24 protein-coding genes are annotated in these 25,847 nt (G+C 37.0%); 17 read left to right on the plus strand and 7 right to left on the minus strand.

What is annotated here, in order from left to right:
- The first annotated feature begins 29 nt into the window (after nt 1-29).
- Nucleotides 30-842, plus strand: coding sequence for a phosphotransferase family protein (locus D9780_RS04745; protein ID WP_121639450.1), 813 nt, complete (start codon nt 30-32; stop codon nt 840-842).
- On the opposite strand, the gene D9780_RS04750 is transcribed toward D9780_RS04745, so the two are convergent.
- A complete protein-coding gene (locus D9780_RS04750; RefSeq protein WP_073009886.1) occupies nt 834-1,121 on the minus strand; it encodes a YtzH-like family protein in 288 nt (95 codons plus the stop codon). The genes D9780_RS04745 and D9780_RS04750 overlap by 9 nt on opposite strands.
- Nucleotides 1,122-1,197: 76 nt before the next feature.
- Here D9780_RS04750 and trmB point away from each other — a divergent pair, with 76 nt between their 5' ends.
- Nucleotides 1,198-1,854, plus strand: coding sequence for a tRNA (guanosine(46)-N7)-methyltransferase TrmB (gene trmB / locus D9780_RS04755; RefSeq protein WP_073009888.1), 657 nt, complete (start codon nt 1,198-1,200; stop codon nt 1,852-1,854).
- A 341-nt stretch (nt 1,855-2,195) separates the two neighbouring features.
- On the plus strand, nt 2,196-3,038 hold the full coding sequence (locus tag D9780_RS04760; RefSeq protein ID WP_121639451.1) for a YtnP family quorum-quenching lactonase: 843 nt from the start codon (nt 2,196-2,198) through the stop codon (nt 3,036-3,038).
- 336 nt (nt 3,039-3,374) lie between these two features.
- Here D9780_RS04760 and D9780_RS04765 read toward each other — a convergent pair whose 3' ends face one another.
- Entirely contained in the window at nt 3,375-3,689 is a 315-nt protein-coding gene (locus tag D9780_RS04765) for a PepSY domain-containing protein (protein WP_073009893.1), read from the minus strand.
- Between the two features lie 458 nt (nt 3,690-4,147).
- Here D9780_RS04765 and D9780_RS04770 point away from each other — a divergent pair, with 458 nt between their 5' ends.
- Nucleotides 4,148-5,215: a M42 family metallopeptidase gene (locus tag D9780_RS04770; protein ID WP_073009895.1), complete on the plus strand. Its 1,068-nt coding sequence runs from the start codon at nt 4,148-4,150 to the stop codon at nt 5,213-5,215.
- A 23-nt stretch (nt 5,216-5,238) separates the two neighbouring features.
- Nucleotides 5,239-5,739, plus strand: coding sequence for a DUF84 family protein (locus D9780_RS04775; protein WP_073009897.1), 501 nt, complete (start codon nt 5,239-5,241; stop codon nt 5,737-5,739).
- 282 nt (nt 5,740-6,021) lie between these two features.
- Here D9780_RS04775 and D9780_RS04780 read toward each other — a convergent pair whose 3' ends face one another.
- Nucleotides 6,022-6,462: a YtoQ family protein gene (locus tag D9780_RS04780; RefSeq protein WP_116278870.1), complete on the minus strand. Its 441-nt coding sequence runs from the start codon at nt 6,460-6,462 to the stop codon at nt 6,022-6,024.
- Nucleotides 6,463-6,914: 452 nt separating this feature from the next.
- On the opposite strand from D9780_RS04780, the gene D9780_RS04785 reads away from it, so the two are divergent.
- The 8 genes from D9780_RS04785 (at nt 6,915) to D9780_RS04820 (ending at nt 15,999) form a co-directional block, all read left to right on the plus strand.
- Nucleotides 6,915-7,232 carry a thioredoxin family protein gene (locus D9780_RS04785; RefSeq protein ID WP_073009956.1) on the plus strand — a complete coding sequence of 106 codons (318 nt, stop codon included), beginning with the start codon at nt 6,915-6,917 and terminating at the stop codon, nt 7,230-7,232.
- 30 nt (nt 7,233-7,262) lie between these two features.
- Complete coding sequence (locus tag D9780_RS04790) at nt 7,263-8,072, plus strand: DUF1444 domain-containing protein (RefSeq protein ID WP_073009959.1); 810 nt, start codon at nt 7,263-7,265, stop codon at nt 8,070-8,072.
- A gap of 21 nt (nt 8,073-8,093) precedes the next feature.
- Nucleotides 8,094-8,696: a YtpR family tRNA-binding protein gene (gene ytpR, locus D9780_RS04795; RefSeq protein ID WP_121639452.1), complete on the plus strand. Its 603-nt coding sequence runs from the start codon at nt 8,094-8,096 to the stop codon at nt 8,694-8,696.
- Between the two features lie 366 nt (nt 8,697-9,062).
- Complete coding sequence (locus D9780_RS04800; protein ID WP_121639453.1) at nt 9,063-11,639, plus strand: DNA translocase FtsK; 2,577 nt, start codon at nt 9,063-9,065, stop codon at nt 11,637-11,639.
- 388 nt (nt 11,640-12,027) lie between these two features.
- The gene (locus D9780_RS04805) at nt 12,028-13,140 is read left to right on the plus strand and encodes a nicotinate phosphoribosyltransferase (protein ID WP_073009968.1); all 1,113 of its coding nucleotides are present in this window, start codon (nt 12,028-12,030) and stop codon (nt 13,138-13,140) included.
- A 167-nt stretch (nt 13,141-13,307) separates the two neighbouring features.
- The gene (murC, locus tag D9780_RS04810; RefSeq protein ID WP_121639454.1) at nt 13,308-14,606 is read left to right on the plus strand and encodes a UDP-N-acetylmuramate--L-alanine ligase; all 1,299 of its coding nucleotides are present in this window, start codon (nt 13,308-13,310) and stop codon (nt 14,604-14,606) included.
- A gap of 545 nt (nt 14,607-15,151) precedes the next feature.
- Entirely contained in the window at nt 15,152-15,556 is a 405-nt protein-coding gene (locus D9780_RS04815; protein WP_073009974.1) for a DUF948 domain-containing protein, read from the plus strand.
- A 23-nt stretch (nt 15,557-15,579) separates the two neighbouring features.
- The gene (locus tag D9780_RS04820) at nt 15,580-15,999 is read left to right on the plus strand and encodes a YtxH domain-containing protein (protein WP_116278865.1); all 420 of its coding nucleotides are present in this window, start codon (nt 15,580-15,582) and stop codon (nt 15,997-15,999) included.
- 488 nt (nt 16,000-16,487) lie between these two features.
- Here the strand turns inward: D9780_RS04820 and pilM are convergent, their stop codons facing one another.
- Nucleotides 16,488-18,617, minus strand: coding sequence for a pilus assembly protein PilM (gene pilM, locus D9780_RS04825; protein ID WP_121639455.1), 2,130 nt, complete (start codon nt 18,615-18,617; stop codon nt 16,488-16,490).
- A 318-nt stretch (nt 18,618-18,935) separates the two neighbouring features.
- Between pilM and D9780_RS04830 the strand changes: the two genes are divergently transcribed.
- The 4 genes from D9780_RS04830 to motS all read left to right on the plus strand — a co-directional run bounded on the left by D9780_RS04830 (nt 18,936) and on the right by motS (nt 22,964).
- Nucleotides 18,936-20,006: a bifunctional 3-deoxy-7-phosphoheptulonate synthase/chorismate mutase gene (locus D9780_RS04830; RefSeq protein ID WP_073009983.1), complete on the plus strand. Its 1,071-nt coding sequence runs from the start codon at nt 18,936-18,938 to the stop codon at nt 20,004-20,006.
- A 317-nt stretch (nt 20,007-20,323) separates the two neighbouring features.
- Nucleotides 20,324-21,274 carry a catabolite control protein A gene (gene ccpA, locus D9780_RS04835; protein ID WP_240458817.1) on the plus strand — a complete coding sequence of 317 codons (951 nt, stop codon included), beginning with the start codon at nt 20,324-20,326 and terminating at the stop codon, nt 21,272-21,274.
- Between the two features lie 63 nt (nt 21,275-21,337).
- Nucleotides 21,338-22,168 (plus strand): flagellar motor protein MotP, encoded by an 831-nt coding sequence (gene motP / locus D9780_RS04840; RefSeq protein WP_073009989.1) that lies wholly within the window; start codon nt 21,338-21,340, stop codon nt 22,166-22,168.
- Entirely contained in the window at nt 22,158-22,964 is an 807-nt protein-coding gene (motS, locus tag D9780_RS04845) for a flagellar motor protein MotS (protein WP_116278861.1), read from the plus strand. Before motP ends, motS begins: the two co-directional genes overlap by 11 nt.
- 381 nt (nt 22,965-23,345) lie before the next feature.
- On the opposite strand, the gene D9780_RS04850 is transcribed toward motS, so the two are convergent.
- Genes D9780_RS04850 through D9780_RS04860 form a run of 3 tightly spaced genes read right to left on the minus strand, consistent with a single transcriptional unit; the run spans nt 23,346 to nt 25,821 of the window.
- Complete coding sequence (locus D9780_RS04850) at nt 23,346-24,518, minus strand: acetoin utilization protein AcuC (RefSeq protein ID WP_121639456.1); 1,173 nt, start codon at nt 24,516-24,518, stop codon at nt 23,346-23,348.
- On the minus strand, nt 24,515-25,168 hold the full coding sequence (locus D9780_RS04855; protein ID WP_073009998.1) for an acetoin utilization AcuB family protein: 654 nt from the start codon (nt 25,166-25,168) through the stop codon (nt 24,515-24,517). Before D9780_RS04855 ends, D9780_RS04850 begins: the two co-directional genes overlap by 4 nt.
- Nucleotides 25,168-25,821: a GNAT family N-acetyltransferase gene (locus tag D9780_RS04860; protein WP_073010001.1), complete on the minus strand. Its 654-nt coding sequence runs from the start codon at nt 25,819-25,821 to the stop codon at nt 25,168-25,170. The genes D9780_RS04855 and D9780_RS04860 overlap by 1 nt, the downstream gene beginning before the upstream one ends.
- Nucleotides 25,822-25,847: the final 26 nt, after the last annotated feature.

Below are 25,847 nucleotides of genomic sequence, written 5' to 3' on the forward strand. Positions count from 1 at the left end.
ACGCTAAATTTGAAAGATGTGAGGAATTTATGGTGAACTGGCTGAAGCGAGTTCTAGGTAGTGAATGGGAAATAGCTCCAGCAGGTGGGCTTACAGGAGACGCTTATCTGGCAACGAAAGGTAACCAGCGATTATTTTTAAAACGTAACTCATCTCCGTTTTTAGCCGTCTTATCGGCGGAGGGAATTGTTCCAAAATTAATTTGGACAAAAAGAATGGAAAATGGCGATGTTATTACAGCTCAGGAGTGGCTAGAGGGAAGAGAATTAAAACCAGTTGAAATGCAACATTTACGCGTTGCTGATTTATTACGAAAAATCCACCAGTCTTCTGAATTGTTGCATATGCTCATGCGTTTAGGGAAAAAACCTATTACATCAGACGAAAGCTATGCTATTATAAAGGAACGTTTGCAACGCACGAATTTACATCATACACACGGACAAGTGGATATTGCGTTACAATACTTAGAAAAACTGCTTCCTATTACAAGGAAGCGAAAACTCGTTGTCTGTCATGGAGATTTGAATCATAATAATTTACTACTGACAGAAGAAGGGCATTTATATCTTATTGATTGGGACAGTGCTTTGATTGCTGATCCAGTTGTAGATTATGGAATGATACTTAATTGGTATATTCCCCAAGAAAATTGGAATGAGTGGTTGCGACAATATGGTATTGCAACAGATTATCATTTATTTGGGCGTATGCATTGGTATTTATTACTGGATTCTCTGCATTACTTATGCTGGCATAAAGAACGTGATGAAGATGCTAAGTTTGTAGACCGATTAAACGAGTTAGATGTTTTGAATAATCAAATAGGAAAATTAATGTAAATTTGTTTGGTGAAGCGCATCAATCCATGTAGCTAACTGTGTATTGTTGGCCGTAATATGTGCTTCCATATTTTGTGATGATTCACCGTTCTTCCCGTAGTCGTAAATTTCAGGAAGTAACTCCTGTATCTCTTGATCGGAAATAGCACTATTTTGCATAAGGGAGTTCACAAGTCTGGTTATTTGTTGATATTCAGAGACGCTACCACAAAGGTCGGTTCGATGTTCATCTAATAAATCTATAAGCAAAGTTAGTTGATTATTTGTATTTAATTCCATATCAAATCACCTCTAAATATAGTATGAATCACATTTCTATTTCTATACTTGAAAACAGAAAGAGAGGATTTTATATATGCGTCAGCGACATAAGCCGTGGGCAGATGATTTTTTACAAAAGCATGCAGACACGGTTATTTCCAATCCTTACAACTATCGCGGTAGATGGCAGGAAGTGTTTACGAATCATGATGCTCCTATTCACCTTGAAATAGGATCAGGTAAAGGGCAATTTATCGTTGAAATGGCTAGACAATACCCAGATGTTAATTTTATCGGCATTGAAGTAGCAAAAAGTATTATTGTAACTGCTGCTCAAAAAGTTGTTGATGCAGAAATGCCAAATATTCGCTTAATCCATGTTAACGCTGAAAACTTAACGGATTTGTTTGCAAGAGAGGAATTATCCTTGATTTATTTAAATTTTTCAGACCCTTGGCCAAAAAATCGGCACGAAAAACGAAGGTTAACTTATTATACTTTCTTAGAAAAATATCGAGAAATTTTAAAACCAAACGGTGAAATTGTTTTAAAAACCGATAATATGGGATTGTTTGAATATTCATTAGAGAGTTTTTCGCAAAATGGACTGCAAATTGAAGAAGTGAACTTAGATTTGCATGGAATAGATGACCCTACAAATCGGATGACGGAATATGAAGAAAAATTTACAGCAAAAGGACAACCCATATATCGTTGCCGCGTTAAAAATACGGAGTCTGTAAACCTGTAACAGCTTGGCGAGTTTGTTGTACACTCGCTAAGCTGTTTGCATTTGGAAAAATATACAATTCAAAGCTTATGGTATAAGGAAATGGTGCTTTTAGCCTTGGAGATAAGCCAAGTTATTTCTAATAATAAACCATTTCTTTCACATGTTGGTCATTAAAGGTACTGCAAGTGAAAAGTATTTTACGAAACCAATAAGGTTCTGATAAGATGTATAATAAAATGAATGCGTTTTCTTGTTGCTCTATAGGAAAGTTTAAAGGTTGATAGCATAAGCAAAACTACAGCTTGCACTATAAAGGTTTGGTGGATAAGCCAAGTTTTTAACTGCTTAGGGGGGATTGGATGGAGAAGTTAAAGGTAGGAAGAGCAACTTTGACATGGCTTCAAGGAGGAGTAATCCATTTAGATGGAGGGGCGATGTTTGGAGTAGTGCCTAAAGTGCTATGGCAGTCAAAGTACCCGACAAACGAGTGGAATCAAATTGAGTTACGAACAGATCCGATACTATTACAACTGGATGGAAGAAATTATTTAATTGATAGCGGAATTGGGCAAAATAAATTGACAGAGAAGCAACAGCGAAACTTTGGGGTTACAGAGCAGTCAAAGGTTGTTTATGATTTGGCCGTTCTTGGATTAGCACCAAATGATATCCATGGTATTTTAATGACGCATATGCACTTTGATCATGCATCGGGTTTAACCTATCCTGTGGCGGCGGATTCATATGAATCTGTATTTAAGAATGCCGTCATTTATGTAACAGATATAGAATGGAAAGAAATGAGAAACCCAAATATTCGATCTAAAAATACTTATTGGAAGAGTAATTGGGAAGCAATAAAAAAACAAGTTCAACCATTTTCACACGAAATTGAGATTACAGATGGGTTAAAAATGATTCATAGTGGCGGTCATAGTGATGGTCATAGCGTTATTGTTTTTGAAGAAGGAGATACGTGTTGGATACATATGGCGGACATTATGCCAACACATGCACATCAAAATAAATTATGGGTACTAGCTTATGATGATTACCCCGTAACTTCTGTTTACCAAAAGGAAAAATGGATGGCTTATGGATATCAAAGGCAGGCATGGTATACATTTTATCACGATGTGTATTATCGAGCTATAAAATTTAATGGATTGGGAATTTGTATGGATCAATTAGTACGTAAGTAGTATATGGAGCAAAGTCGTAACTTCTAATATGTATGAACAAAGGCTCGGGGCGCCCGTATAGCAACGTAGTGACTGGAACGAATAAATTATGCTCCTGCAACAGGAGTATGCCGGCGCCCTCCGGCAAGCCCGTCTTTAGTCGGCCTTCTTATTTAGAACGAATCGATGATGGCTTATCTTAGGGCAATGGAGTGAAGTCGCCTAGTTGCTGGGAGATGGAGCAGGACGTGGCTAATAAATAACTCCACAGCTGCTAAATTTGATAATTTCCTAGACCACAAAAAATAAGTGAAATAGGTTAACCTATTTCACTTATTTGATAAGTACTAAAGCTGTTTATGTTGTTTGTACGGCGTCAATCACCGCACCAGTTTCAACATCTACATAAAATTCATACTGCTTGTTTTCCCCGTCTAAATTCCGTGTAACTCCACCACGGTAAGCATCGTAGAGAAGCCCGTTTTTCTCTACTTCTTGTGGTTGCATATAAATCCAAGAACCGCTAATTGGCCCTTGCTTCTTAAATGTTTCTTTTGCATGGTTTAATGCTTTCTCAGGAGTAACTTTTTGCATTTGATCCAGTTGTTGCTTTGCAAGGTAGCCTACAGCAACGCCAAGCCCTGCAGCAATAACTGCTTTTTTTACACCCATTATTACTCACCTCTTACTATCAATTTAAGTAATCGCTTTACAGTTTCTTATCTGCTAGTATAACGTATTTAGAATAAAATAGAAAATAAAAAATGCTCGGTTTAATATATGAAAGACTGCTGGTTAAAGCCTCTGATTAGCAGTAACTATTTTTATATGAATAGAATTGGTTTGTAAACATTAGATATACCTATGTCATCAAGGAAAATTAAGGTATAGGTTCATAAAAAAGTTTGCTGAGTTAAGTAGTGTTTTTAAAGAATTAATTATATGGATGAAATGTAGTAGGCACTTTAGCAAGTCAGGGACAAATTCCTTGAAATGAAAAGAGGGAACGTGCATATGTAATATTGAAAATAATACGAGCTCATTTTCTTAGGTAAAGAAGAATACTGGAAATCCAAGCATTCCTTCAAGTATACTAAATACTATACATAAATTGAAGGTGGGATACAGGAATGAATCAAGAAACATTGTCCTTATTTAAACAATTGACAGAGCTTCAAGGTGCGTCAGGCAATGAACATGCTGTGCGTTCATTTATGAAACAAGAGTTATCCAAATATGCCGATGAAATCATGCAAGATAATTTAGGTGGCATATTTGGTGTAAAAAAAGGATCAGGACCTAAAGTTATGGTAGCAGGTCATATGGATGAAGTTGGTTTTATGGTGACACAAATAACAGATAATGGCATGTTGCGTTTTCAGCCATTAGGTGGTTGGTGGAATCAAGTATTACTTGCTCAGCGAGTGCAAGTTATAACAGATAATGGGCCAGTTGTTGGTGTAATTGGTTCAATTCCACCTCATAATTTAACAGATGAACAACGCAAAAAGCCAATGGAAATAAAACATATGCTCATCGATATTGGTGCAGATGATAGAGCGGATGTTGAAAAAATAGGTGTTAAACCAGGGCAACAGATTGTCCCTTTAACGCCATTTACGCCGATGGCAAATAGTAACAAAATTTTAGCTAAGGCATGGGATAACCGTTATGGTTGTGGATTAGCGATTGAATTGTTAAAAGAAGTGCAAAAAGATGCCTTACCGAATGAATTGTATGCAGGTGCGACAGTACAAGAGGAAGTTGGCTTGCGTGGTGCACAAGTTGCAGCTAATAAAATTCAACCGGACATATTTTTTGCATTGGATGCGTCTCCTGCTAATGATATGTCAGGGAAAAAAGATGAATTTGGGCAATTAGGTAAGGGTGCATTATTGCGTATTTTTGACCGAACAATGATTACACATCAAGGCATGAAAAATTTTGTTCTCGATACAGCAGAGAGCAACGATATACCTTATCAATATTTTATCTCGCAAGGTGGAACAGATGCAGGTAGAGTTCATGTAGCAAACAAAGGCGTTCCTTCTGCAGTCATCGGTATATGCTCGCGCTACATTCATACATCATCATCTATTATACATGTGGATGATTATGCAGCTGCTAAAGAATTACTAATCAAGCTTGTCAAATCCACAGATCAAACAACGCTGGATCATATCCACCGTTCCGTTTAATGGATATAAAGGTAAGAAAGCAAATGAGGATTATAATTGGTTCAAAAAATAAAGCAAAAATTCAAGCTGTCGAAAAAGTTTTTCCAAATGCTTCTGTTACATCTAAAGGCGCTTCATCAGGAGTGTCAGCACAACCATTCTCTGATGAAGAGACGAAGCAGGGTGCAATTCATCGTGCCCTTAATTGTATTCAAGGGGAAACAAATACATTTGGGATCGGACTAGAAGGTGGCGTCATGTTTATTGGTAATAAATTATACCTTTGTAATTGGGGAGCGCTAGCGTTACCGGGTCACCTCTATACAGCTAGTGGTGCTCGCATTCTTTTGCCGCAAGAAATTACCAAGGAACTTCTAAAAGGCAGAGAACTTGGTGAAGTTATGGATACATTCGCACATCGAAAGCAAGTTAGACAGAAAGAAGGAGCAATTGGTATTTTTACAGCAGAGCGAATATCTAGGATAGACATGTTTTCTCATGTGATAGAATTATTGCGTGGACAATGGGAATATAATCAGCTCTAGAGTAGTAAGAATAAACCTTACAGAGCTTAATAAGCCTGTAGTTATCTACGGGCTTATATGCTGTTATTCTATTTCGTAAACTGATTTAACCGTGTCGACGTTATTATTTATTAGAAGATATGTAGAGCACTGATGGATTTACTGTAAATGTATGGAAAGAAGTTTATAATAATAGAGGTTAGAGCTTATTCAAAACGTAACGCCAAGCCTTGTAAGTTGAAGAATGAATTGATTATTGGACAACCAGTGGGAGAAAAAACATCCCACTGATTATAGTTCCGTTTATTCAAAAATGTATGCAATAACGTCTAACGCCTGCTCCACAGTTTCAACGGTCACATTTGCTTTTTCCGACAGTTCCTTGAGCGGATGAATTAAAGATTTCGGTCGAATAATTATTGTAGGTTTATTTAACGTAATTGCCTGACTTGCATCCATTGCTGTATTCCATTGTTTATAGCTTTCCCCAAAGAGTGCGATAACAATATCAGCCTTTTCCATTAATACTTGCGTACGAAAATTATTAATACGTGAGGCAGCCTCATCTTTGTAGAGAGAATCAGGTTGTTTTCCTAAAATAGCTTCCCCGATATTGTCGGATCTTTCATGATTGGTTTGCGGGGAAACGAATTGTAACGGCAGTTCTTTTGTTTCTGCCAACTTTTTTACGTCATCGCGCCAGCTATCATGTATTTGACCAGCTAAATAGACAGTAAGTTCCATCATATCTCCTCCTTGTATCATTACATCTATCGTAACTGAAAACAGTGCGTTTGAGAAGTTCCGCCGTTTTTAGTCCGGACATAATTGCTTGAAAGAAGCGAGTTGACAAAGTTAAGTGAATAACAAGCGATACCTTTACCTCGCTATAGAGAAGGTTAATGTTAGGATGATCGTGTTAGCTAATTTCGTCTAAGTAAAATGGTTGAAAGAAACTATGGTGCAAAACTTATTTTCTAGATAAAAAAGTACTCAAGTTCAAGTCGTTTTAATTTTATCCTAATTCATAGTAAGATAGATGTTGGAAAACTAGAACGTTGGTGGAGACGGAGGATAGAGTATGTGGGACAAGTATTTCCTGTAGTTAGCATACAGATAAAACGTCCTGTGAGCGGAAACAAAGTTACATGTATTTTCAAAGTAACTTAATATATACATTGAAGGAGTAGATAACCGTGAAAACATTGACGAAACAAAAATCATTTACAGAAGTAATAAATCAAGGGAAGGTGGTGCTTTATTTTACAGCAGGGTGGTGCCCAGATTGTACGGTAATTGAGCCCATATTGCCAGAAATTGAAGTAGCTTATCCTGATTATTCGTTTATAAAAGTAGATAGAGATGAATTTATGGATATTTGTCAAGATTATTCTATTTTTGGCATTCCTAGTTTTCTTGCGTTTCAAGACGGAGAAGAAGTAGGGAGATTTGTAAGTAAAGATCGAAAAACAAAAGAAGAGATTATCCAATTTATGGATGGTCTTCCGAGCTAAAATCCTAGCTTAAAGTAAGGAGCGAGCAATATGCAAATGACAAGTATCAAATTAAAAAAGCTATTAGACGAACGGTTTCAAAATGACAATTGGCAAACGACGTATAATCGCGATAAAGATACTTTTCGGGTAGAATGGAAAGCATCAAAACAAGGAATTACTATTACTTTACCTAATGTTGTAGCGAAATATAATCAAAAAGGCGAATCAGTCATTGATGATTTAGAGGATCATGTAAAAGAAGCATTGCGAATTATGAACGAAGAACAACAGTTGGAAGGTATGGAAAAACAGATCTTTCCAGTTATCCGGTCTACCTCATTTCCAATTAAAACGAATGCCAATAATAAGCTTATTTATAAAGAACATACGGCTGAAACACGTATTTTCTATGCCATTGATCTAGGAAAATCGTACCGTTTAATTGACCAACCGCTAATTGAAAAAGAAGGTTGGTCAGAGGAGCGAATTGATGAGATTGCATCATTTAATTTACGTTCCTTGCCAATAGATTATAAGCATGATCAAGTAGCAGATAATGATTTTTATTTTCTTGCTTCCCAAGATGGCTATGACGCCAGTAGAATTTTGAACGAAGCGTTTTTGGAGGAAATGAAAGCAAATAGTAAGGGGGAAATGGCAGTTGCCGTCCCACACCAAGATGTATTTATTATTGCAGATGTGCAAAATAAAATGGGGTACGATGTTTTAGCGCAAATGACGATGAAGTTTTTTGCTGAAGGTAGAATCCCCATTACTTCTTTGCCAATGATTTACGAAGATAAACATCTTGAACCAATATTTATACTTGCTAAGAATAGACCAGAAAAAGACAATTAAAGTAAAAAAAGGATGAGAAGGATGGACATATTTTATAACGTTGATGGTATTGGTGATGTATTGATTATACCGTTGAAAGAAGGAGATCGCTACCAGATTCAGCATGATAGAATAGGTGATATTGTACGAATAAAGAATGAGCATAATGAAGTTATAGGCTATAATATTTTTCAAGCTTCTGAGCATTTTTCCTTTTTACAAGTAGGAAAAATGACGTTAACAGAAGATATGCTAAGAAAAATACAAAAGCTTTTTACAACGCACCAATTAAATGATGACCTTGATTTTGACTTAAGTGCTAAATTTGTGGTTGGCTATGTTCAAGAAAAAAAACAACATGAAAACGCAGATAAGTTGAGCGTTTGCCAAGTGGATGTAGGTGAGGAAGTATTACAAATTGTTTGCGGGGCGCCAAATGTAGAAGCTGGTCAACATGTTGTCGTGGCAAAAGTAGGGGCAACGATGCCAAGTGGGTTAAAAATTAAGCCAACTGAATTAAGAGGGGTGCCTTCTCATGGTATGATCTGCTCGCAAAAGGAATTAGGCTTACCAAATGCACCAAAGGAAAAAGGTATATATGTTTTAAATAATTCCTATGAAGTTGGATCAGCATTTAACATTTAATCTAACAATGAAAACAACCTGTGCATAAGGTTGTTTTTTCTCACCTATGGGGGAAGTATAAAGCTTTATTGGAATATCGGTGTTGTAAGCTCTTCACTTTAAGAAATGAAAGCTGCAGTCTGAACAAGTCTAGATCGTTTGAGCATAGGAAAGTATAGCTTTTGGCTATACATAAAACGAAAGCTTTGATCATAGAGCCTTTCGTGATATGTTTTTTCTGAAAGTGTTTTCAAAATACTTGTTCATTGTTGAAATACCAGTTTGAATTTACTGTTTCTATCTTTTATGAATATAATTTTCAATATGGACTAAAAAACTGCTACAATGGATAAAGACAGTTTTAATATAAAGAAAGAGTGAGTAGAAATGTGGGATAATTGGAAGAAAAAAATAAAGCGCCTTTTTATAAGTGATGAAGAAAACCATCGAGATGAATATATGCAGCAACCAGATAGACATCATCCTGAGGCCAAAATGATGTATCAATATCCTGCAAAAAAATCATTTCGCTTTCCTGTAGTTCCGGATAAAGGAAATGAAACGAATCAGCATCGTAGCTATTCTGACAAAAATGAAGTGTTCGAAAATAGAAGTAATCCAAAAACTCAAAAACCAAGCATACAAGAACATACATATTCCAAATCAACAGAAGATGACGTATCTAAATATGATACACCAGCATTTCGAAGAAGGAATCACAATCATTCTAAACCAAGACATACAACGATGCAAGGCTATAAAGATGAACATTCGAAGCATAAAGTATATAAAAAAAATCCGGACCAACCATTTCGGCCAACAGAAGTTCCTTCACCTATATATGGTTTCCGCCCACGAAATGAAAACAAGGCGAAAGTAATAGAGGAAGTTCCTGCCTATAAGCGTAAGCAGGAGACTGATCCATTTAAAGATTTGGAGGTATTGAAGGAAGGGCCATCTAGAACGGAAATCAATGCTGTAGATGTTGAAGTTCCTGCTTATCAACGTAAACAAGCAATAGAAGATGTAAAGCAATTGGCAAACAGTGAAATACAAAATGAGGGTTATTTCAAGCGAAACAAAAAAGAAACAAACGTTGAACAGAAGGAAACAATAAATGATCTAAAAGAAGAAGAAACGTACCAAAGTGCAAGTATGGAAAAGCACGAAAAGCACACAGATGCAAGTACAGCTAATGAACAAAACCATATTCCATCTGAGTCTTTTAATCAGAAAGATACAGAAGAACAAGTAGAAACGAAGCAAGAATCAGCTGCAACGGTAGTGAAAGAAGAACGGAGCGATGATGACCAACAGAAAGAAGATGAACAAACGAATCAAACAAAAACAGAACCAAAACGGGAAAGTCGTTTATCCCAAAGACGGAGACAACAGCAGATGGGGCAAAATAATGTTCCATTTAATGTGATGATGACACCGAGAGATAAGAAAAACTTATGGGATCGAACAAAGCAAAAACACAATAAAAATGCTGAAGAAACACGGCCTAGTCAATGGACAAATGAGGCGACTGATATGATAACGGAGCACAACGCTGTGCAGGAAATACCTTTGCATTTATTAAATGATATAGAGGACCATTCTTCAGATGATAAAGCATGGTTGGATGAACAACAGCAGCTCCTTGAACAAACGCTAAAGTATTTTAATGTCCAAGCAAAAGTAGTAAATGTTACCCAAGGCCCTTCCGTTACAAGATTTGAGGTTCAACCGCAGCTTGGGGTTAAAGTTAGCAAAGTGAGAAACTTAAGTGATGACTTAAAACTAAATATGGCTGCAAAAGATATTCGAATTGAAGCGCCGATTCCGGGTAAGAATACTATTGGGATAGAAATACCGAATAGAAAACCGCAAATGGTAGGGTTACAAGGCGTGTTTGCAACAGAAGCCTTTAAAAAAAGCAATTCACCGTTAACCATTGCTTTAGGCCTAAGTATAGAAGGTGAACCTTTAATTACCAATATTCAAAAAATGCCCCATGGTTTAATCGCGGGTGCCACGGGGTCTGGGAAAAGTGTCTGTATTAACACCATTTTAATTAGTTTATTGTATAAAGCCCATCATGAAGAAGTGAAATTTTTACTTATTGACCCTAAAATGGTGGAATTGGCTCCGTATAACGGAATCCCTCATCTTGTTTCACCGGTTATAACAGATGTAAAAGCTGCTACCGCTGCTTTAAAATGGGCTGTTGCAGAAATGGAAGAACGCTATGAAAAATTCGTTCACGAAGGCGTACGTGATATAGAGAGATATAATGAAAAAATGGTCAAACAGCAACAAATGAAGAATAAGCTTCCTTTTATTGTTATTGTCATTGACGAACTGGCAGACTTAATGATGGTCTCCCCACAAGATGTAGAAGACGCGATAAGTAGAATTGCGCAAAAAGCAAGGGCTTGTGGAATTCACCTAATATTAGCAACACAGAGGCCCTCTGTGGACGTGATCACTGGATTAATAAAGGCTAACATACCTACAAGAATTGCTTTTAGCGTGTCTTCACAAGTTGATTCTAGAACTATACTTGATACAAGCGGGGCAGAGAAGCTACTAGGAAAAGGGGATATGTTATTTATAGAGAATGGTTCTGGAAAAACGGTTCGTCTACAAGGACCATTTGTATCTGATGATGAAATCGACAGAGTGGCAAGTTACACAAGAAGTATTGCCCCTGCTAATTATTTATTTGAACAAGAGCAGTTACTAGAACAAATCCATACAGAAGAGGAAGAAGATGAACTTTTAAAAGATGCTATTTTATTCGTACTAGAGCAAAATGGAGCCAGCACATCTTTGTTGCAACGTCATTTTAAAATAGGTTACAATCGAGCTGCTAGATTAATTGATACGCTCGAACAGCGGGGGATTATATCGGGGCAAAATGGTAGTAAGCCGAGAGAAGTTTTAGTTACGTCAACTCAAGTGGAGGACATGATATAAGACAACTTCATGCCAAAAGGAATGAGTTGCAACTTGCCTAATCACTAGCATTTTCCTCTGGCTAGTATTATCAAAGCTACCAAGTACGTGTTAGTTACTATATCGATTTGAAGTAAATCATCTTCTATGTATTCAAAAGCTTTACGTAATACCTTTGTTGTAGAAACATTCAGTAGAAGAAGAGAAGCGACTTCTGCTGAATGGGATTTTTATAATACAATTTGCAAAAAATACGTTAAGCTATTACATAAAACAGTATCTTTTTCTATCGCATTTGCCTTTTTTGGGGGTAGCTATGTTTTTATAGTGGACACTAATTCTTGTTTCCGGCACGATTTTTTTATATGATATGTTTAATGATCACATATAAAGGGAGAAAACTGACACTATGAAGGAAATTGAACAAAAGCTAAATGGGAAAATAGAACGTTTGACAAACAAAACCTTCAAATTTGATGAGCGCATTAAGGAAGGCTGGTTTTCGGCAGTATATTTTTTGAAAACAAGAGAGATAGCTGCAAAAAAATTACCAAACAACCAAGTGACAATGCAGTTCTTTCAAAAAAACGATGCAGTATTGTGTGGGTCGGATGAAGCAATAGCTTTATTACATAAATTTGCGGATAATGCGGAGACACTGGAAATCCATTCATTAAAAGATGGAGACAAGATTAGACCGTATGAATCTGTGTTAACTGTATCTGGAGCTTATCATCAATTTGGCTTTTTAGAGGGCATTATTGATGGGATTTTATCGAGAAGAACATCTGTCGCAACCAATGTATATAATGTGGTAAAAGCGGCCCGGACGTCAGGGAAACAAAAACCAGTCATTTTTATGGGAGACCGTGATGATCATTATACACAACAAGCTGGAGATGGTTATGCAGCATTCATTGGTGGATCAACAGCGCAAGCTACACACGCGATGAATGAATGGTGGGGCAAAGAAGGGATGGGAACCATGCCTCATGCGTTAATTCAGATGTTCCGCGGGGATATTGTCGCAGCTTGTAAAGCTTATCATGAATTATTCCCTGAAGATGATCTAGCAGCACTTGTTGACTATAATAATGATGTAATCACAGATTCTCTGAAAGTTGCACATGCATTTGGCGATGAATTAAAGTCTGTTCGTCTAGATACGTCACGTACATTAGTTGATAAATACTTCTTACGCAACCACCATTTAATGGGTACATTTGATCCAAGGGGAGTAAACCCAGAGCTCATTTTTGCGCTAAGAAACGCATTGGATGAAGAAGGATTCTCACACGTAAAAATTATGGTTAGTGGTGGATTTACAGAAGCTCGTATTGTAGAGTTTGAAAAGCTAGGTGTTCCTGTGGATATGTATGGTGTAGGTAGAAGCTTACTTAAATTGAATATTGGCTTTACAGGCGACAATGTACTTTTGAATGGTACACAAGAAGCAAAAGAAGGAAGACGATATAGACCAAATCCACGGTTAGAAAAAGTTCCTTATACTGAACAAACGTAAATTATTCCTGACCGATTTGGTAAAGGTTAAAAATACAAGGACTATGTAAGTATACTTTAAAAACAGGTTTTCTTTTCTCATCTGGAAAAGAATTTGCTATAATAAAAAACTGTGCAAAATAGTTAAAAGATGATTGAATCTTTTTACAACAATTTGGAGGTTCATTTATGACAACTTACCATTTTATTGGTATAAAGGGAACAGGAATGAGTGCTCTTGCTCAGATCCTGCATGATTCTGGAGAGAATGTGCAAGGGTCAGATGTGGAGAAACGATTTTTTACGCAAGAAGCATTGGAAGAAAAAAAAATTCCCATTTTTCCTTTTGCAGAAAGTAACATAAAAGAGAATTATACGGTTATCGCTGGGAATGCATTTTCCGATAACCATCTAGAAATAAAAGAAGCAAGAAGGTTAGGCGTAACCTTCTATCGTTATCATGAATTTCTTGGAGAATGGCTAAAGCAATATACAAGCATTGCAGTTACTGGCGCACATGGTAAAACATCAACGACTGGTCTGCTCAGTCATGTCTTGAGCAGTTCTTTTCCCATTTCTTATTTAATTGGAGATGGCACAGGTAAGGGGCATGTGGATAGCAAGTATTTTGTGTTTGAGGCTTGTGAGTATCGCCGTCATTTTTTAAGTTATGAACCCGATTATGCGATTATGACAAATATTGATTTTGATCACCCAGATTATTTTACAAGTATTGATGACGTTTTTAGCGCTTTTCAATCTATGGTAGAACGTGTAAAAAAAGGTATTATTGCTTGTGGTGATGATGAACAATTACAACGGATACAAGCAAAAGTTCCTGTTGTTTATTATGGGTTTACTGATACGAACGATTTTCAAGCTCAAAATGTAATGGAAACGGAGAACGGAACAACGTTTGATGTATTTGTCAGGAATACGTTTTATGAAACTTTCTCTATTCCAATGTATGGAAATCATAACGTATTGAATGCATTAGCAGTAATTGCTATATGCCATTATGAAGGAATAAACGCTGAGTGCATGAAGCATTTGGCTAGTTTTGGCGGTGTTAAGCGGAGATTCACTGAAAAACGAATAGGAAATCAGGTACTTATTGATGACTATGCGCATCATCCGAAGGAAATAAACGCTACTATTGATTCGGCTCGAAAGAAATATCCAAATAAATCTATTGTAGCGATTTTTCAACCACATACATTTACAAGAACAAAAACATTTTTGCAAGAATTTGCTGATAGCTTATCACAAGCAGACCATGTTTATTTATGTGATATATTTGGTTCAGCAAGGGAAGAAAGTGGTCAATTAACCATTCATGATTTACAAAAACTAGTGGATAATAGTTCACTATTAGAATTAACAGATACCAAAGGTTTACAGAAATTTGCCGATAGCGTACTTATTTTTATGGGGGCAGGCGACATTCAAAAATTTCAAGAGGCATATGAAAAAATATTGACCACATAAATAATAAAGGAGAGTCTGATGAAAAAGCAGACTCTTTCATTTTATTGTCTAGGAAATTATGAAATTCAGAAAAATTTAGCAGCTGTCGATAAACTAACTAAGTATTTAGCTACGTTCGGCTCCAGCGCAAGCGACTAGGCGACTTCACTCCATTGCCCTAACCTAAGTCCTAAAACTTTCGTGGATTCGTTGCGCTCGCTACGTTGCTATACTGGCGCCCTGAGCCTTTGTTCTTACACTATAGGAAAAGTATAAAATTTTTAGGGTTTATAGTATAAGAAAAACTACAGCTTTCGCCATAAGACTTTGGGACAAGCCCAGTTTTTCTAAGAATAAATAAAGGAATTATGGCTTTTGTTGTCGAATAATAATACTATAGGAATAGTATAAGAAAAACGATAAGCTATTCATACATGTTTTATTTGTGACACAATTGGGTAACTTAATTTATATACTATCTTTGTTTAATACGTTAGATAATATAAGGAAATTATTTAAAGCTATGTTGACAACATAATAAAGTAGTTAGGGAGTGAAGAAGTAATATGGAAATTTTAGCATATATTGCCGCTGTTATTGCAGCTATCGCATTTGTGGTTTTAGTTGTATACATGGTTATTACGTTAAAAGCAGCAAGGGAAACTTTACATAATGTATCTGAAACATTATCCAGCCTTGAACAACAAGTGCAAGGAGTCACGGAAGAAACAACACAATTATTAACAAAAACAAATCAATTAGCAGATGATATGAATCAAAAATCAAGTAAATTAAATAGTCTATTTGATGGTTTTAAAGGTGTTGGTAATACAATAACAGAATTTAATCATTCATTAAGAGAGTTAACAAATAGTGTTTCAAGAGCAGCAAATAAGAACCCTGAGAAAACGTCACAAGCAATTAAATGGGGAACTACTTTAATGGAACTATGGAAGAAAAAAAATAAATAAGTACAGTGTAGGAGGAATAATAAATGGCAGATAATCAGTTCAATAGTAAAGATTTTATTTTAGGTACATTTATAGGTGCAGCTGTTGGTGCATTGACTGCTCTATTAATGACACCTAAAACCGGAAAAGAATTCCGTGATGACATTAATACGGGGGCTAGCCAAGTAAAGAAGAAAGCATATGATTGGAAAGAAGTAGCTCAAGAAAAAGGAACTAATTGGAAAGACAAAGCTTATACCACTGGTTCTGATTTAAAGAAAAAAGCAATGGAATCTACATCACAGGTAACAAAAACAGCAGCAGAAAAAACAAAAGATGTAACACAAGGTGTACAATCCAAACTAAAAGAAAAGCGTAAAAAAGAAGATGAAGCATTAGAAAAAGCAGAGGACGTTGCAGAAGCAATGGAGGAAGCAGCCGAAGAATTAGAAAAGAAAAATTAATACATGTTGTCTCCTCGTATAAAAAAACGTGACTTCATCGCTATGTGAAAACATATAGTGTAAAAGAAAACAAGCACCTCGATTTGTAGGTGCTTGTTTTTTTAAGCGTTATAGTAAAGTATAAATCCACAAATTTTTGCGAATAAGCCACGTTTTTCTTAACAGATAAGAAAGTATAAAATTTGATGCTATGACGTAACCAAACAACCGAACACGGCCTCTGTCCGGCTCCAGCGCCCAGCAACTAGGCGACTTCATTCCATTGCCCCTTAGCTAAGCCATCATCGGTTCGTTCCTAAATAGGAAGGCCGACTAAAGACGGGCTTGCTGGAGGGCGGCAGGGCGGCATACTCCTGTTGCAGGAGCATGGTTCCTAAAACTTTCGTTGATTCGCTCCACTCGCTACGATGCTAACCGGGCGCCCCGAGCCTTTGTTCACAAAATAGTACCTTGTATGCTATTCGTGCCGTAAAACTTGTAAACATCTTTTATTCTGACCAAATAATTTCTAACTCATCACCAGGTTGTATACTTTCGTGAAATTGAGCTGGTTGCTTGTTTTTGTAAACTTGGAATTTCCCGCTTGCTGAAGATAGGTCTAAATCTACATGTTGAAATACATCTTGATAAATAAAGCCATTACTCTGAGTAGATATTTGCAACTTATCTCCACGATCAAGTAAACTATCTCCCTTTAATCGCTCGTCGTTTCTTTTTACTATATATGCTGGTTGGTTTAATTGGATTTTTTTTCCGTTAAAGAATATAGTTATAGAACGCCAATAATTTTTTCCTTCTTGATCTAATAAATCCTGCACGTTTGGTTGCTTGCCTTGGATAATTTGAATATGATCACCGTCATAAAGAAGTTGTGAGGGATCTACTTTTTGTTGATTAATGAAAAATTGCGTCTCTCCAATAGAAAGTTGAACTTCCTTTCCATTCACAAAGATGGAAAAAGGCTTGATTCTATCATATTCGATACTAGACAATTGTTTGATTACGTCTTGAAGTCGCTTGGGCTGAAACCAATCGATCATGTCATTATCTTGAATTACATCATCTTTTTTCGCTGGTTGCTGATTAACGAAAAACGTAGGAGAAATTGTATGCTGATGATTTTCAAACCAAACGGTCATTGGTTTTACTTCACCAATCAATTCATAGAGGGTAATGGTAGCAGATTGTCCATCTTTCCCTCTTTCAATTTGAATAAAGTCACCATTTTTTACTGGTTTATCGACGGTAGTCACAGTTCCGTTTAACATTATTTGTGGTGGCTCTCCTAACTCCCCAGGTAAAGTGATTTTTTTTCCGTTTACAGTAATAATCGAAGCAGCACCTGGTCTTCCATACCACTTATGAACATCTATCCCTGCTTGGATAAAGCAATCTCCAACTGTTAATGTACGCATTTCAAATAGTCTTAGTGTAAGTTCATTTAGGTAGATGCTAATATAATGAACAGGATTCCGTTTTGCAGCAATGGCTATACCAATAGGTGTGACAAAATCAGGTTGGATAGGTAAATTCTCATTAAGAGTAAGTTGTTTAATGGCACTAATATCTCTTACAGCAACTCTATTTTCGGGGAGTTCAAGTTGTTTGGCAATCATTTTTGTTATCTTCGGTGTGAGGCTTCCTCCACCAATTAACATAACAGCCTTTGGAGGCTTGCTATTTAATTTTAAAATTTCTTCCGTGATATTTGCAGCCAAAAAGTTAATAGCTGAAGTGATATCTTTGGTTAATTGCTTATAAGATATGGTCGTTTCAAAGCCAAGAATATCTTGCGCTTTTGCTTCTTTATGTTGCACAATAGCCCTTTTAAACGTTTCAGCGTCGGGGAAGTCTAATAAATATGTATCACTGATAGCTTCCGTAATTTCATCACCTGCGACTGCGACCATTCCATAAGCCGCAACCGTCCCATGGTTTGTAATTGCGATGTCACTAGTGCCTGCACCTATATCAACCAAAGCAACATTTAATCTTCGCATTGATTCAGGTATGAGTACATCCATTGCTGCAATTGGTTCAAGTGTTAAAGCTTCCATTTCTAGTTCAGCTCTGGAAAGGGCAGCTAAGAGGGACTCAACAACTACCTTAGGTAAAAATGTAGCAATAATTTTAGTGCTTGCTACTTCACCACGCTGATCAATGAGGGAACCAATTTGCTGTTCGTCGATATAATAGTGGAGAACAGAATAACCGACGCAATAATATGGATAGGTATTCGCAACCTGTTCTTGTTGGCTTACTTTTTCTAGAGCATCTTGCACGGCGCTTAGTTCTAAATGCTGAATGATTTCAGAATCTTTAATAGGCTGATTTTGCAGGGATAACGTGGCTGTGCCATTCATGGTAATTAGTGAGCGTCCTGCAGCTGCAACGCAGACTTTAGTTAATGTCCCATATGATTGTTCCAGCCTTTTTTTCACTTGGTTAATTGTTTTAGCGACAGCGACAACATCATGTATCTGACCGTCACACATAGCACGGTGATCGTGCTCGATCATGCAGAAGTCGATAACTTCAAAGCCTTCCTTGTCTTGATTTAAAATAATTCCAGTAACGGAACGTGTACCAATATCCAAAGCAAAAATCTGTTCTTTCATTAAGCATAATCCTTTCATACAACGAATATGAATCCATTCCTATCATATCATCTACCACATGTAGTCTAAAGTGGTAAGCCTCTCTTTTTATGGTTATTTCATTGCATTTTAAATTAAATCGCATTGTTTCTAAAAGGCTCGCTCATTATTCTTATCGAAAAAACGTAGTATTTTGGCAAGTTGTTTTTAAAAATAGGGGTGAATTACAATGAATGCGCTTCATTATACATGAATTTTAAAAATTAATCGACAAAGGGTATATAATTAGCTATAATATTCACTAATTATTAAAAAACCTAAGCATAGGGGGAATATAAAATGAGCGAATTAGATCAAGTAAGAGATAGGTTAGATAACGTAAACCTAGAAATCTTGCAATTAATCAATGAAAGAGCAAAACTAGTTCAGCAAATCGGGGACATCAAAGCAAAGCAAAGTATGAAGCGGTTTGACCCTGTGCGGGAAAGAGATATGTTAGATCAAATTACTTCTAGTAATGACGGACCGTTTGAAAATGCGACGATTGAGCATATTTTTAAAGAAATATTCAAGGCCAGTTTAGAACTGCAAGAAGATGATCATCGTAAAGCATTGCTTGTATCACGAAAGAAAAAGCCTGAAAATACCATTATTGATATAAATGGTGCAACAATTGGAGATGGTAATGTTCATTTTGTTATGGGCCCTTGTGCTGTCGAAGGGTATGAACAAGTTGCGACAGTTGCCAAAGCAATTAAACAGCATGGCGTAAAGCTTTTGCGAGGAGGAGCGTTTAAACCAAGGACTTCTCCTTACGATTTTCAAGGTTTAGGTGTCGAAGGGTTAGAAATCTTAAAAAAAGCTGCTAAAGAGCATGATTTAGCAGTAGTTAGTGAAATTGTAAATCCAGCACATATTGAAGAGGCACTTGATTACTTGGATGTGATTCAAATTGGAGCAAGAAACATGCAGAACTTTGAATTGCTCAAGGCTGCTGGCGATGTCGATAAACCAGTTCTATTGAAACGTGGTTTATCAGCAACGATATCTGAATTTATTAATGCTGCTGAATATATTATATCCCGGGGTAACAAAAACATTATCTTATGTGAGCGGGGAATCCGGACATATGAGAAAGCAACTCGAAATACATTAGACATTTCTGCTGTTCCTATTTTAAAACAGGAAACACATTTACCAGTTATGGTTGATGTTACACATTCTACTGGTCGAAGAGACTTACTATTACCTGCAGCCAAAGCGGCTATTGCTATCGGAGCTGATGGTGTAATGGCTGAAGTACATCCAGACCCTGCAGTTGCACTGTCAGATTCCGCGCAACAGATGGACATTCCGACATTTCACCGTTTTATGGAAGAAATGAAAGATATGACAGAAAGAATGAAGTAAAAAGGAATATTACTTGGTAAATATGTGAAGAATGTGTATAATAGAATAGATAACACCTCTTCTCAACAAGCTAATCGTACCTAGTATATATTGCGAACTAGGAGGCTTCGAGTTACTTGCCTTTCTATAATAAAACCAGTAGAATATGCTGAATAAAAAAGGTTGAAGGACAATCAGAAGCCTTCAACCTTTTTTGCTTTGAAAAATTTTTCATAGTAGAGTATGATATAGAAAAAAGAGAACGATAATTAGTATAGGAGGAAAAAACATTGAATAACATTACTATATATGATGTGGCAAGAGAAGCAAATGTGTCAATGGCTACGGTTTCTCGTGTCGTTAATGGAAACCCAAATGTGAAACCTACAACAAGAAAGAAAGTACTAGCTACGATTGAGCGTTTAGGATACCGACCAAATGCTGTGGCGAGAGGCTTAGCAAGCAAGAAGACAACAACTGTTGGAGCGATTATTCCTGATATATCAAGTATTTTCTTTGCGGAACTCGCAAGAGGAATTGAAGATATCGCTACGATGTATAAGTACAATATGATTTTAAGTAACTCGGACCAAAATGAAGAAAAAGAAATTCAATTAATAAATACGATGTTGGAAAAACAAGTTGACGGCATTATTTTTATGGGAGGAAATATTTCTGATCAGCATGTACAGCAATTCAAAAGTTCTTCTGTACCTGTTGTGTTGGCGGCAACATACGATGAGAATAATGAAATTCCTTCTGTAAACATTGATTATGAACAAGCGGCGTATGAAGCTACGCAATTTCTTATTGAGCAAAATAAATCAGCGCCTGCGTTTGTATCAGGGTTAGAAGAAACACATATCAATCAGCTGAAATATAAGGGGTATGCTCGTGCTATAAATGAAGCAGGTTTATCTGTAAATGAGTCACTCATTGTAAAAGGAGATTACTCTTATAATTCAGGTATCGAAGCAATAAATCAATTATTAGATGAGAATGAAAAACCAGCAGCTGTTTTTGTTGCTTCTGATGAAATGGCTCTAGGCGTCATTCATGGAATTCAGGATAAAGGATATCGTGTTCCAGAAGATATTGAGGTGTTTGGCTTTGATAATACTCGATTAGCAACGATGGTTCGCCCAACACTATCCACTATTGTACAGCCTATGTATGATATTGGAGCAGTTGCAATGCGCTTACTAACAAAGTATATGAACAAAGAAGAAGTTCAGGAACAACGGGTAGTTTTACCTCATCGAATTGAAAAAAGAAATTCAACAAACTAACTAGGGTGCCGATATAAGGAATAGAGAGAGATGATTCAACTTCTATTCTGAGGAGAGAGAACTATGAGAAAACGCGATATATTAACTCCTTTTGGCATTACTATGGGTTTCATCATGATTATGTTAGCGATTGTTTCCAAAAGTGGATCGTCTGAAGGAGCAGGTTTGTTTTTGGATATTTCTTCTATTTTCATTGTAATTGGTGGTTTAGTTGCTTCGATGCTCATTACGTTTAAATTTGAACAAATTAAGCTGACAAAAAAAGTATTGAGTGAAGCTTTTCATAAACATGATCAGCGACTACCAGAATTAATTACATTATTTGTCCATTTATCTGAGAGGGCTAGACGAGAAGGGCTTCTAGCTTTAGAAAATGAACTAGAGGAAGTAGAAGACCCGTTTATAAAAAAAGGCATCTTGCTTGCTGTGGATGGAATCGAACCTGAAGTTATTAAGGACATCCTAGAGGCGGAAATTATTGCTGTAGAAGATAGGCATTTCCGAGGGAGAGCTTTAATTGAAAAAGCAGGTGAATATGCACCTTCCTGGGGAATGATTGGGACACTTGTAGGTCTTGTATTGATGCTTAATAATCTTCAGGATCCAGCTGCACTTGGACCAAGTATGGCTGTAGCACTACTTACAACACTTTACGGAACGGTTCTTGCAAATTTAGTCTTTATTCCAATGGCAGCTAAATTAGAGAGTAAGACAGAAGAAGAAGTGTTTATGAAGCAAATTACGATCGAAGGTGTTATTGGTGTTCAATCTGGTCAAAACCCGCGAATTTTAGAAGAAAAACTAAGCGCTTTTTTATCTAATGAGGATCGGAAAAAGCAACAACAACTTGATGAACAACCTGGTTTCATGGAGGAAAGTATTCATGAAGCGTAGGCAAATCAAGAAAACAGCCAACAAGGGTGCACCGAAATGGATGGTTACGTACTCAGATATGGTAACACTGATTTTAGTGTTTTTTGTGTTGCTTTTTTCCATGTCACAAATTGATTTGGTTAAGTTTGAAGCTATTTCAGAATCATTTCGTAATCGCATGATTTTTGATTCTTATCCTTCTGCTGTTCCAATGGAAAACCCAACTGAACAATCAAGCAATAAAGAGAATGGCGAGCAGTCTAATGAGTTTGACTCACCAACACAGCTACCTGACACAACAGACAGAGACGCTAGTCAAGATGATGGAGAGTCTTCTTTAGATCAACTGTTGCAAGAAGTAGAAACGTACTTGGATAAAAATGATTTAAATAATGTGATAACTGCCACACGAACAGATCGAGGCGTAGAACTTGTTTTGCAGGACAGTCTTCTGTTTAATACAGGAGAAGCAGTTATTTTAGAATCAGGAAAGCCATTTTTAAATAAGGTGAGTTCTTTACTACATAATATTCCAAATCCTGTACTTGTTGAAGGTCATACAGATAGTAGGCCGATCTCTAATTTTAGATACCCTTCGAATTGGGAATTATCAGGAGCAAGGGCTGGAAGTGTTATCCGATATCTACTAAATGAAAACCATTTTGACAAATCACGGTTTTCTTCTGTTGGCTATGCAGATACGAAGCCAGTAGCGCCAAATAATTCATCAGCTAATTGGAGTAAGAACCGTCGGGTAGAAATTGTTATTCTGGAAGAAAATAATTTGCCAAAAATGCAAGAAGGAGAAACTGACTAAAGTTTCTCCTTCTTTTTTCATGATCTAGGAAATTAAGGGAATTAAAATTTTGCAGCTGTGGATAAACTAACTAAGTTATTTAGCCACGTCCCGCACCAGCGCCCAGCAACTAGACGACTTCATGAATCTCTGTACGATAAGTCATCATCGGTTCGTTCTAAATAGGAAGGCCGACTAAAGACGGACTTGCCGGAGGGCGCCGCATACTCCTGTTGCAGGAGCATGATTCCTAAAACTTTCGTTGCTGCTTTCTACTCACTACGTTGCTAACCGTGTGCTTGCTCCTTTGTTCCTATAGGAAAGGAACTGGAAAATGGGTATTCTTAGCTAGGATGTATATTATATTCGTTTTTAGAGTATGTAAGTTAGATGAGAGTGTCCTTATAGCTTCAGCTGGTCTGAAGGTTTAGCAGTATATTTCAATAACTGTTGTAAAGCAAGCTTGTTTTTCTCAGAAATTTCTTCTTTTCTAGGAATGACAGGAACAATAGAAGGGTCATCTTCCCAATGAGTTGGAAGTGTAACAGGGCTCTCTTTTTGCCATTTATCTAACCAGGATGTCGGCAGTTCCCCTTTCGCAGGCTTCATATTGTGCATGACATTCCAAACTTGTGCCCAAGCACGGGGAACAACTCGCCACATATCATAACCCCCTCCGCCTAATGCTACCCATCTACCGTTACAATACTCATGTGCTAATTGATGGGCTAATAAAGGTATTCGCTCGTAAATAGCCATTGTACTACATAAATGGGTTAATGGATCGTAACAGTGCGCATCTGCGCCGTTTTGCGTTATAATTATATCTGGTTTAAAAAAGGCTGTAATTTGAGTTAACGCTGTTGTATACGCATTCAAAAACGATTCATCTTCTGTGAATGCATCAATAGGCAGATTGAAGCTATACCCATGCCCCTCCTTTATACCACGCTCATTAACATTCCCTGTACCGGGAAATAAATATCTACCTGTTTCATGAATGGAAAAGGTGCACACATTGGGGTCATCATAAAATGCCCATTGCACACCGTCACCATGATGCGCATCCGTATCGACATAAAGCACACGTAAATTATAAACTTCCCTTATATAACGAATCGCAATTGCACCGTCATTATAAATGCAAAATCCCGATGCTTTTCGCTTAAATCCATGGTGCAGACCACCACCAAGATTCAATGCGTGAGTCGCTCTACCTAATAGCACTTCATCAACAGCTGTTAGGGAACCTCCTACAAGATAGGAAGAGGCTTCATGCATTCCTGGAAATATAGGTGTATCTTCTGTTCCAAGACCATATTCGGTAGCTCTTGGTTCTGGAAGCATACGTTGACTTGCTTGTTTAACTGCTTCAACGTATGCATGATCGTGAAATAATTTTAATTCTTCTTCCGTTGCCATTCTGGGTGAGATGATTCGGTCTTCCGGTAAAGTGCCTGCTGCTTTTAGCAATTCCGTTGCCAACAGTACTCGTTTTTGGTTGAAAGGGTGGTCTTCGTGAAAGTGGTATTGCAATAAGTTATCAGAGAACACAAATTTAGCCGTACACGTCATCGGTTTGGCCCCGCGATATGGTTTGGAGCAAGTAGTTCGTAACCAGCTTCACGAAGATCTTCAATAACAGGGAGTGGATTCATAGTTTGTATACGAAAGACCAAAATTTTATAATTTGGATCATCTTTAGAAGGATAAACGAGTACAGAGACAATATTTGTTTTGCGTTTACCTAGGATAGCCGTCACTTCAGGTAAGATACCAGGCCGATGAGGTACTTTTATTTCAATATGAGAGCTTTGTACATGAGTGCCAGTTAATTGAATCATCGTGTATAGCATGTCTTTTTCTGTAACAATGCCAACTAGCCTATTTCCTTCTCTAACAACTGGCAAGCATGCTATTTCTTTATCGTAAAATATTTTTGCTATTTCCTCCACGAAATCTAATGGATGGATCGTAATTACTGGTTGACTCATAATGGATTGTATTTCGTGTTGTAAATTATGTTTATCTGTAGCGGATTCAAAAATGGAAGGACTGGCATCCCGAACATCTCGGTCAGAAACGATGCCTATGACGTGATTATCATTTCCAATAATTGGAATGTGACGTATCTTATGTTGATTTAATAGATCCAGTGCTTCTTGTATAGTCGCTGTAGGAGTCAGTGTGATAACCTCTGTTTTCATAATTTCTTCGACTAGCATTATAATCCCCCCTGCATATTTCGGTATTTATGCCTTTGTAGAAAACGTAACGTATTGAAACGCTTGATGGAGTCCTCGGAAACATTTTTACCAATTCGAACCATCAAACAATTGGCTGGGTGGGAGATGATTTCTGGGTCATCTGTTGAAGCAGGGACTAAACCACCAGCAGCCATCATTTTCTCCATTACTTTTCGATAATCCCAGATACTAAGCTTTGTACCATTTAAGTCCCAATGCCAATAGTATTCTGTCGAAATAATAATATAGTTTTCCATGAATGCATCCATCATAGATACTTCAAGTAACCCAGATGCAATTCTTGCACCACGAAAAGCAGGAATAACTTCAATAGCGCCTAGCTCAATTAATTCATCCATCTTAAATTCTGACCAACGTTCTAAAGGGTCTGGATGTAAATAAGTAACATATCCAATAATTGTGTCATTTGTCCTTGCTACGATAATGCGCCCTTCAGGAAAAGTAGAGATATTCAAAATAGCTTCAAATTGTTTTGAAGGCGGTCGAAATGCAATTAAATCTTCATGGAATTTATATTGCTGTAATTCTTCTTTCTCTAATGGTCCTTCAATGGTGATTGTTTCTGTTTGTGTTTCTCTTGTTAGCTTATAGTGCTTTTTTTCATGTTTCATTGGCCCACCACCTAATTATATAATCC

The sequence above is a fragment of the Virgibacillus sp. Bac330 genome (assembly GCF_003667845.1).
GTDB classification, from domain to species: Bacteria; Bacillota; Bacilli; order Bacillales; family Amphibacillaceae; genus Virgibacillus; species Virgibacillus chiguensis.

What these genes read in the sequence shown, in the direction of transcription:
- motP (WP_073009989.1), top strand. Translation starts at nt 21,338, where the DNA reads ATGAGAAAACGCGATATATTAACTCCTTTTGGCATTACTATGGGTTTC.
- D9780_RS04855 (WP_073009998.1), bottom strand. Translation starts at nt 25,168, where the DNA reads ATGCTAGTCGAAGAAATTATGAAAACAGAGGTTATCACACTGACTCCT.
- D9780_RS04820 (WP_116278865.1), top strand. Translation starts at nt 15,580, where the DNA reads ATGGCAGATAATCAGTTCAATAGTAAAGATTTTATTTTAGGTACATTT.
- D9780_RS04780 (WP_116278870.1), bottom strand. Translation starts at nt 6,462, where the DNA reads ATGGAACTTACTGTCTATTTAGCTGGTCAAATACATGATAGCTGGCGC.
- D9780_RS04745 (WP_121639450.1), top strand. Translation starts at nt 30, where the DNA reads ATGGTGAACTGGCTGAAGCGAGTTCTAGGTAGTGAATGGGAAATAGCT.
- D9780_RS04805 (WP_073009968.1), top strand. Translation starts at nt 12,028, where the DNA reads ATGAAGGAAATTGAACAAAAGCTAAATGGGAAAATAGAACGTTTGACA.
- ytpR (WP_121639452.1), top strand. Translation starts at nt 8,094, where the DNA reads ATGGACATATTTTATAACGTTGATGGTATTGGTGATGTATTGATTATA.
- D9780_RS04815 (WP_073009974.1), top strand. Translation starts at nt 15,152, where the DNA reads ATGGAAATTTTAGCATATATTGCCGCTGTTATTGCAGCTATCGCATTT.
- D9780_RS04765 (WP_073009893.1), bottom strand. Translation starts at nt 3,689, where the DNA reads ATGGGTGTAAAAAAAGCAGTTATTGCTGCAGGGCTTGGCGTTGCTGTA.
- pilM (WP_121639455.1), bottom strand. Translation starts at nt 18,617, where the DNA reads ATGAAAGAACAGATTTTTGCTTTGGATATTGGTACACGTTCCGTTACT.
- D9780_RS04760 (WP_121639451.1), top strand. Translation starts at nt 2,196, where the DNA reads ATGGAGAAGTTAAAGGTAGGAAGAGCAACTTTGACATGGCTTCAAGGA.
- D9780_RS04850 (WP_121639456.1), bottom strand. Translation starts at nt 24,518, where the DNA reads ATGACGTGTACGGCTAAATTTGTGTTCTCTGATAACTTATTGCAATAC.
- murC (WP_121639454.1), top strand. Translation starts at nt 13,308, where the DNA reads ATGACAACTTACCATTTTATTGGTATAAAGGGAACAGGAATGAGTGCT.
- D9780_RS04775 (WP_073009897.1), top strand. Translation starts at nt 5,239, where the DNA reads ATGAGGATTATAATTGGTTCAAAAAATAAAGCAAAAATTCAAGCTGTC.
- D9780_RS04770 (WP_073009895.1), top strand. Translation starts at nt 4,148, where the DNA reads ATGAATCAAGAAACATTGTCCTTATTTAAACAATTGACAGAGCTTCAA.
- motS (WP_116278861.1), top strand. Translation starts at nt 22,158, where the DNA reads ATGAAGCGTAGGCAAATCAAGAAAACAGCCAACAAGGGTGCACCGAAA.
- ccpA (WP_240458817.1), top strand. Translation starts at nt 20,324, where the DNA reads ATGGCTACGGTTTCTCGTGTCGTTAATGGAAACCCAAATGTGAAACCT.
- D9780_RS04860 (WP_073010001.1), bottom strand. Translation starts at nt 25,821, where the DNA reads ATGAAACATGAAAAAAAGCACTATAAGCTAACAAGAGAAACACAAACA.
- D9780_RS04830 (WP_073009983.1), top strand. Translation starts at nt 18,936, where the DNA reads ATGAGCGAATTAGATCAAGTAAGAGATAGGTTAGATAACGTAAACCTA.
- D9780_RS04750 (WP_073009886.1), bottom strand. Translation starts at nt 1,121, where the DNA reads ATGGAATTAAATACAAATAATCAACTAACTTTGCTTATAGATTTATTA.
- D9780_RS04790 (WP_073009959.1), top strand. Translation starts at nt 7,263, where the DNA reads ATGCAAATGACAAGTATCAAATTAAAAAAGCTATTAGACGAACGGTTT.
- trmB (WP_073009888.1), top strand. Translation starts at nt 1,198, where the DNA reads ATGCGTCAGCGACATAAGCCGTGGGCAGATGATTTTTTACAAAAGCAT.
- D9780_RS04800 (WP_121639453.1), top strand. Translation starts at nt 9,063, where the DNA reads ATGTGGGATAATTGGAAGAAAAAAATAAAGCGCCTTTTTATAAGTGAT.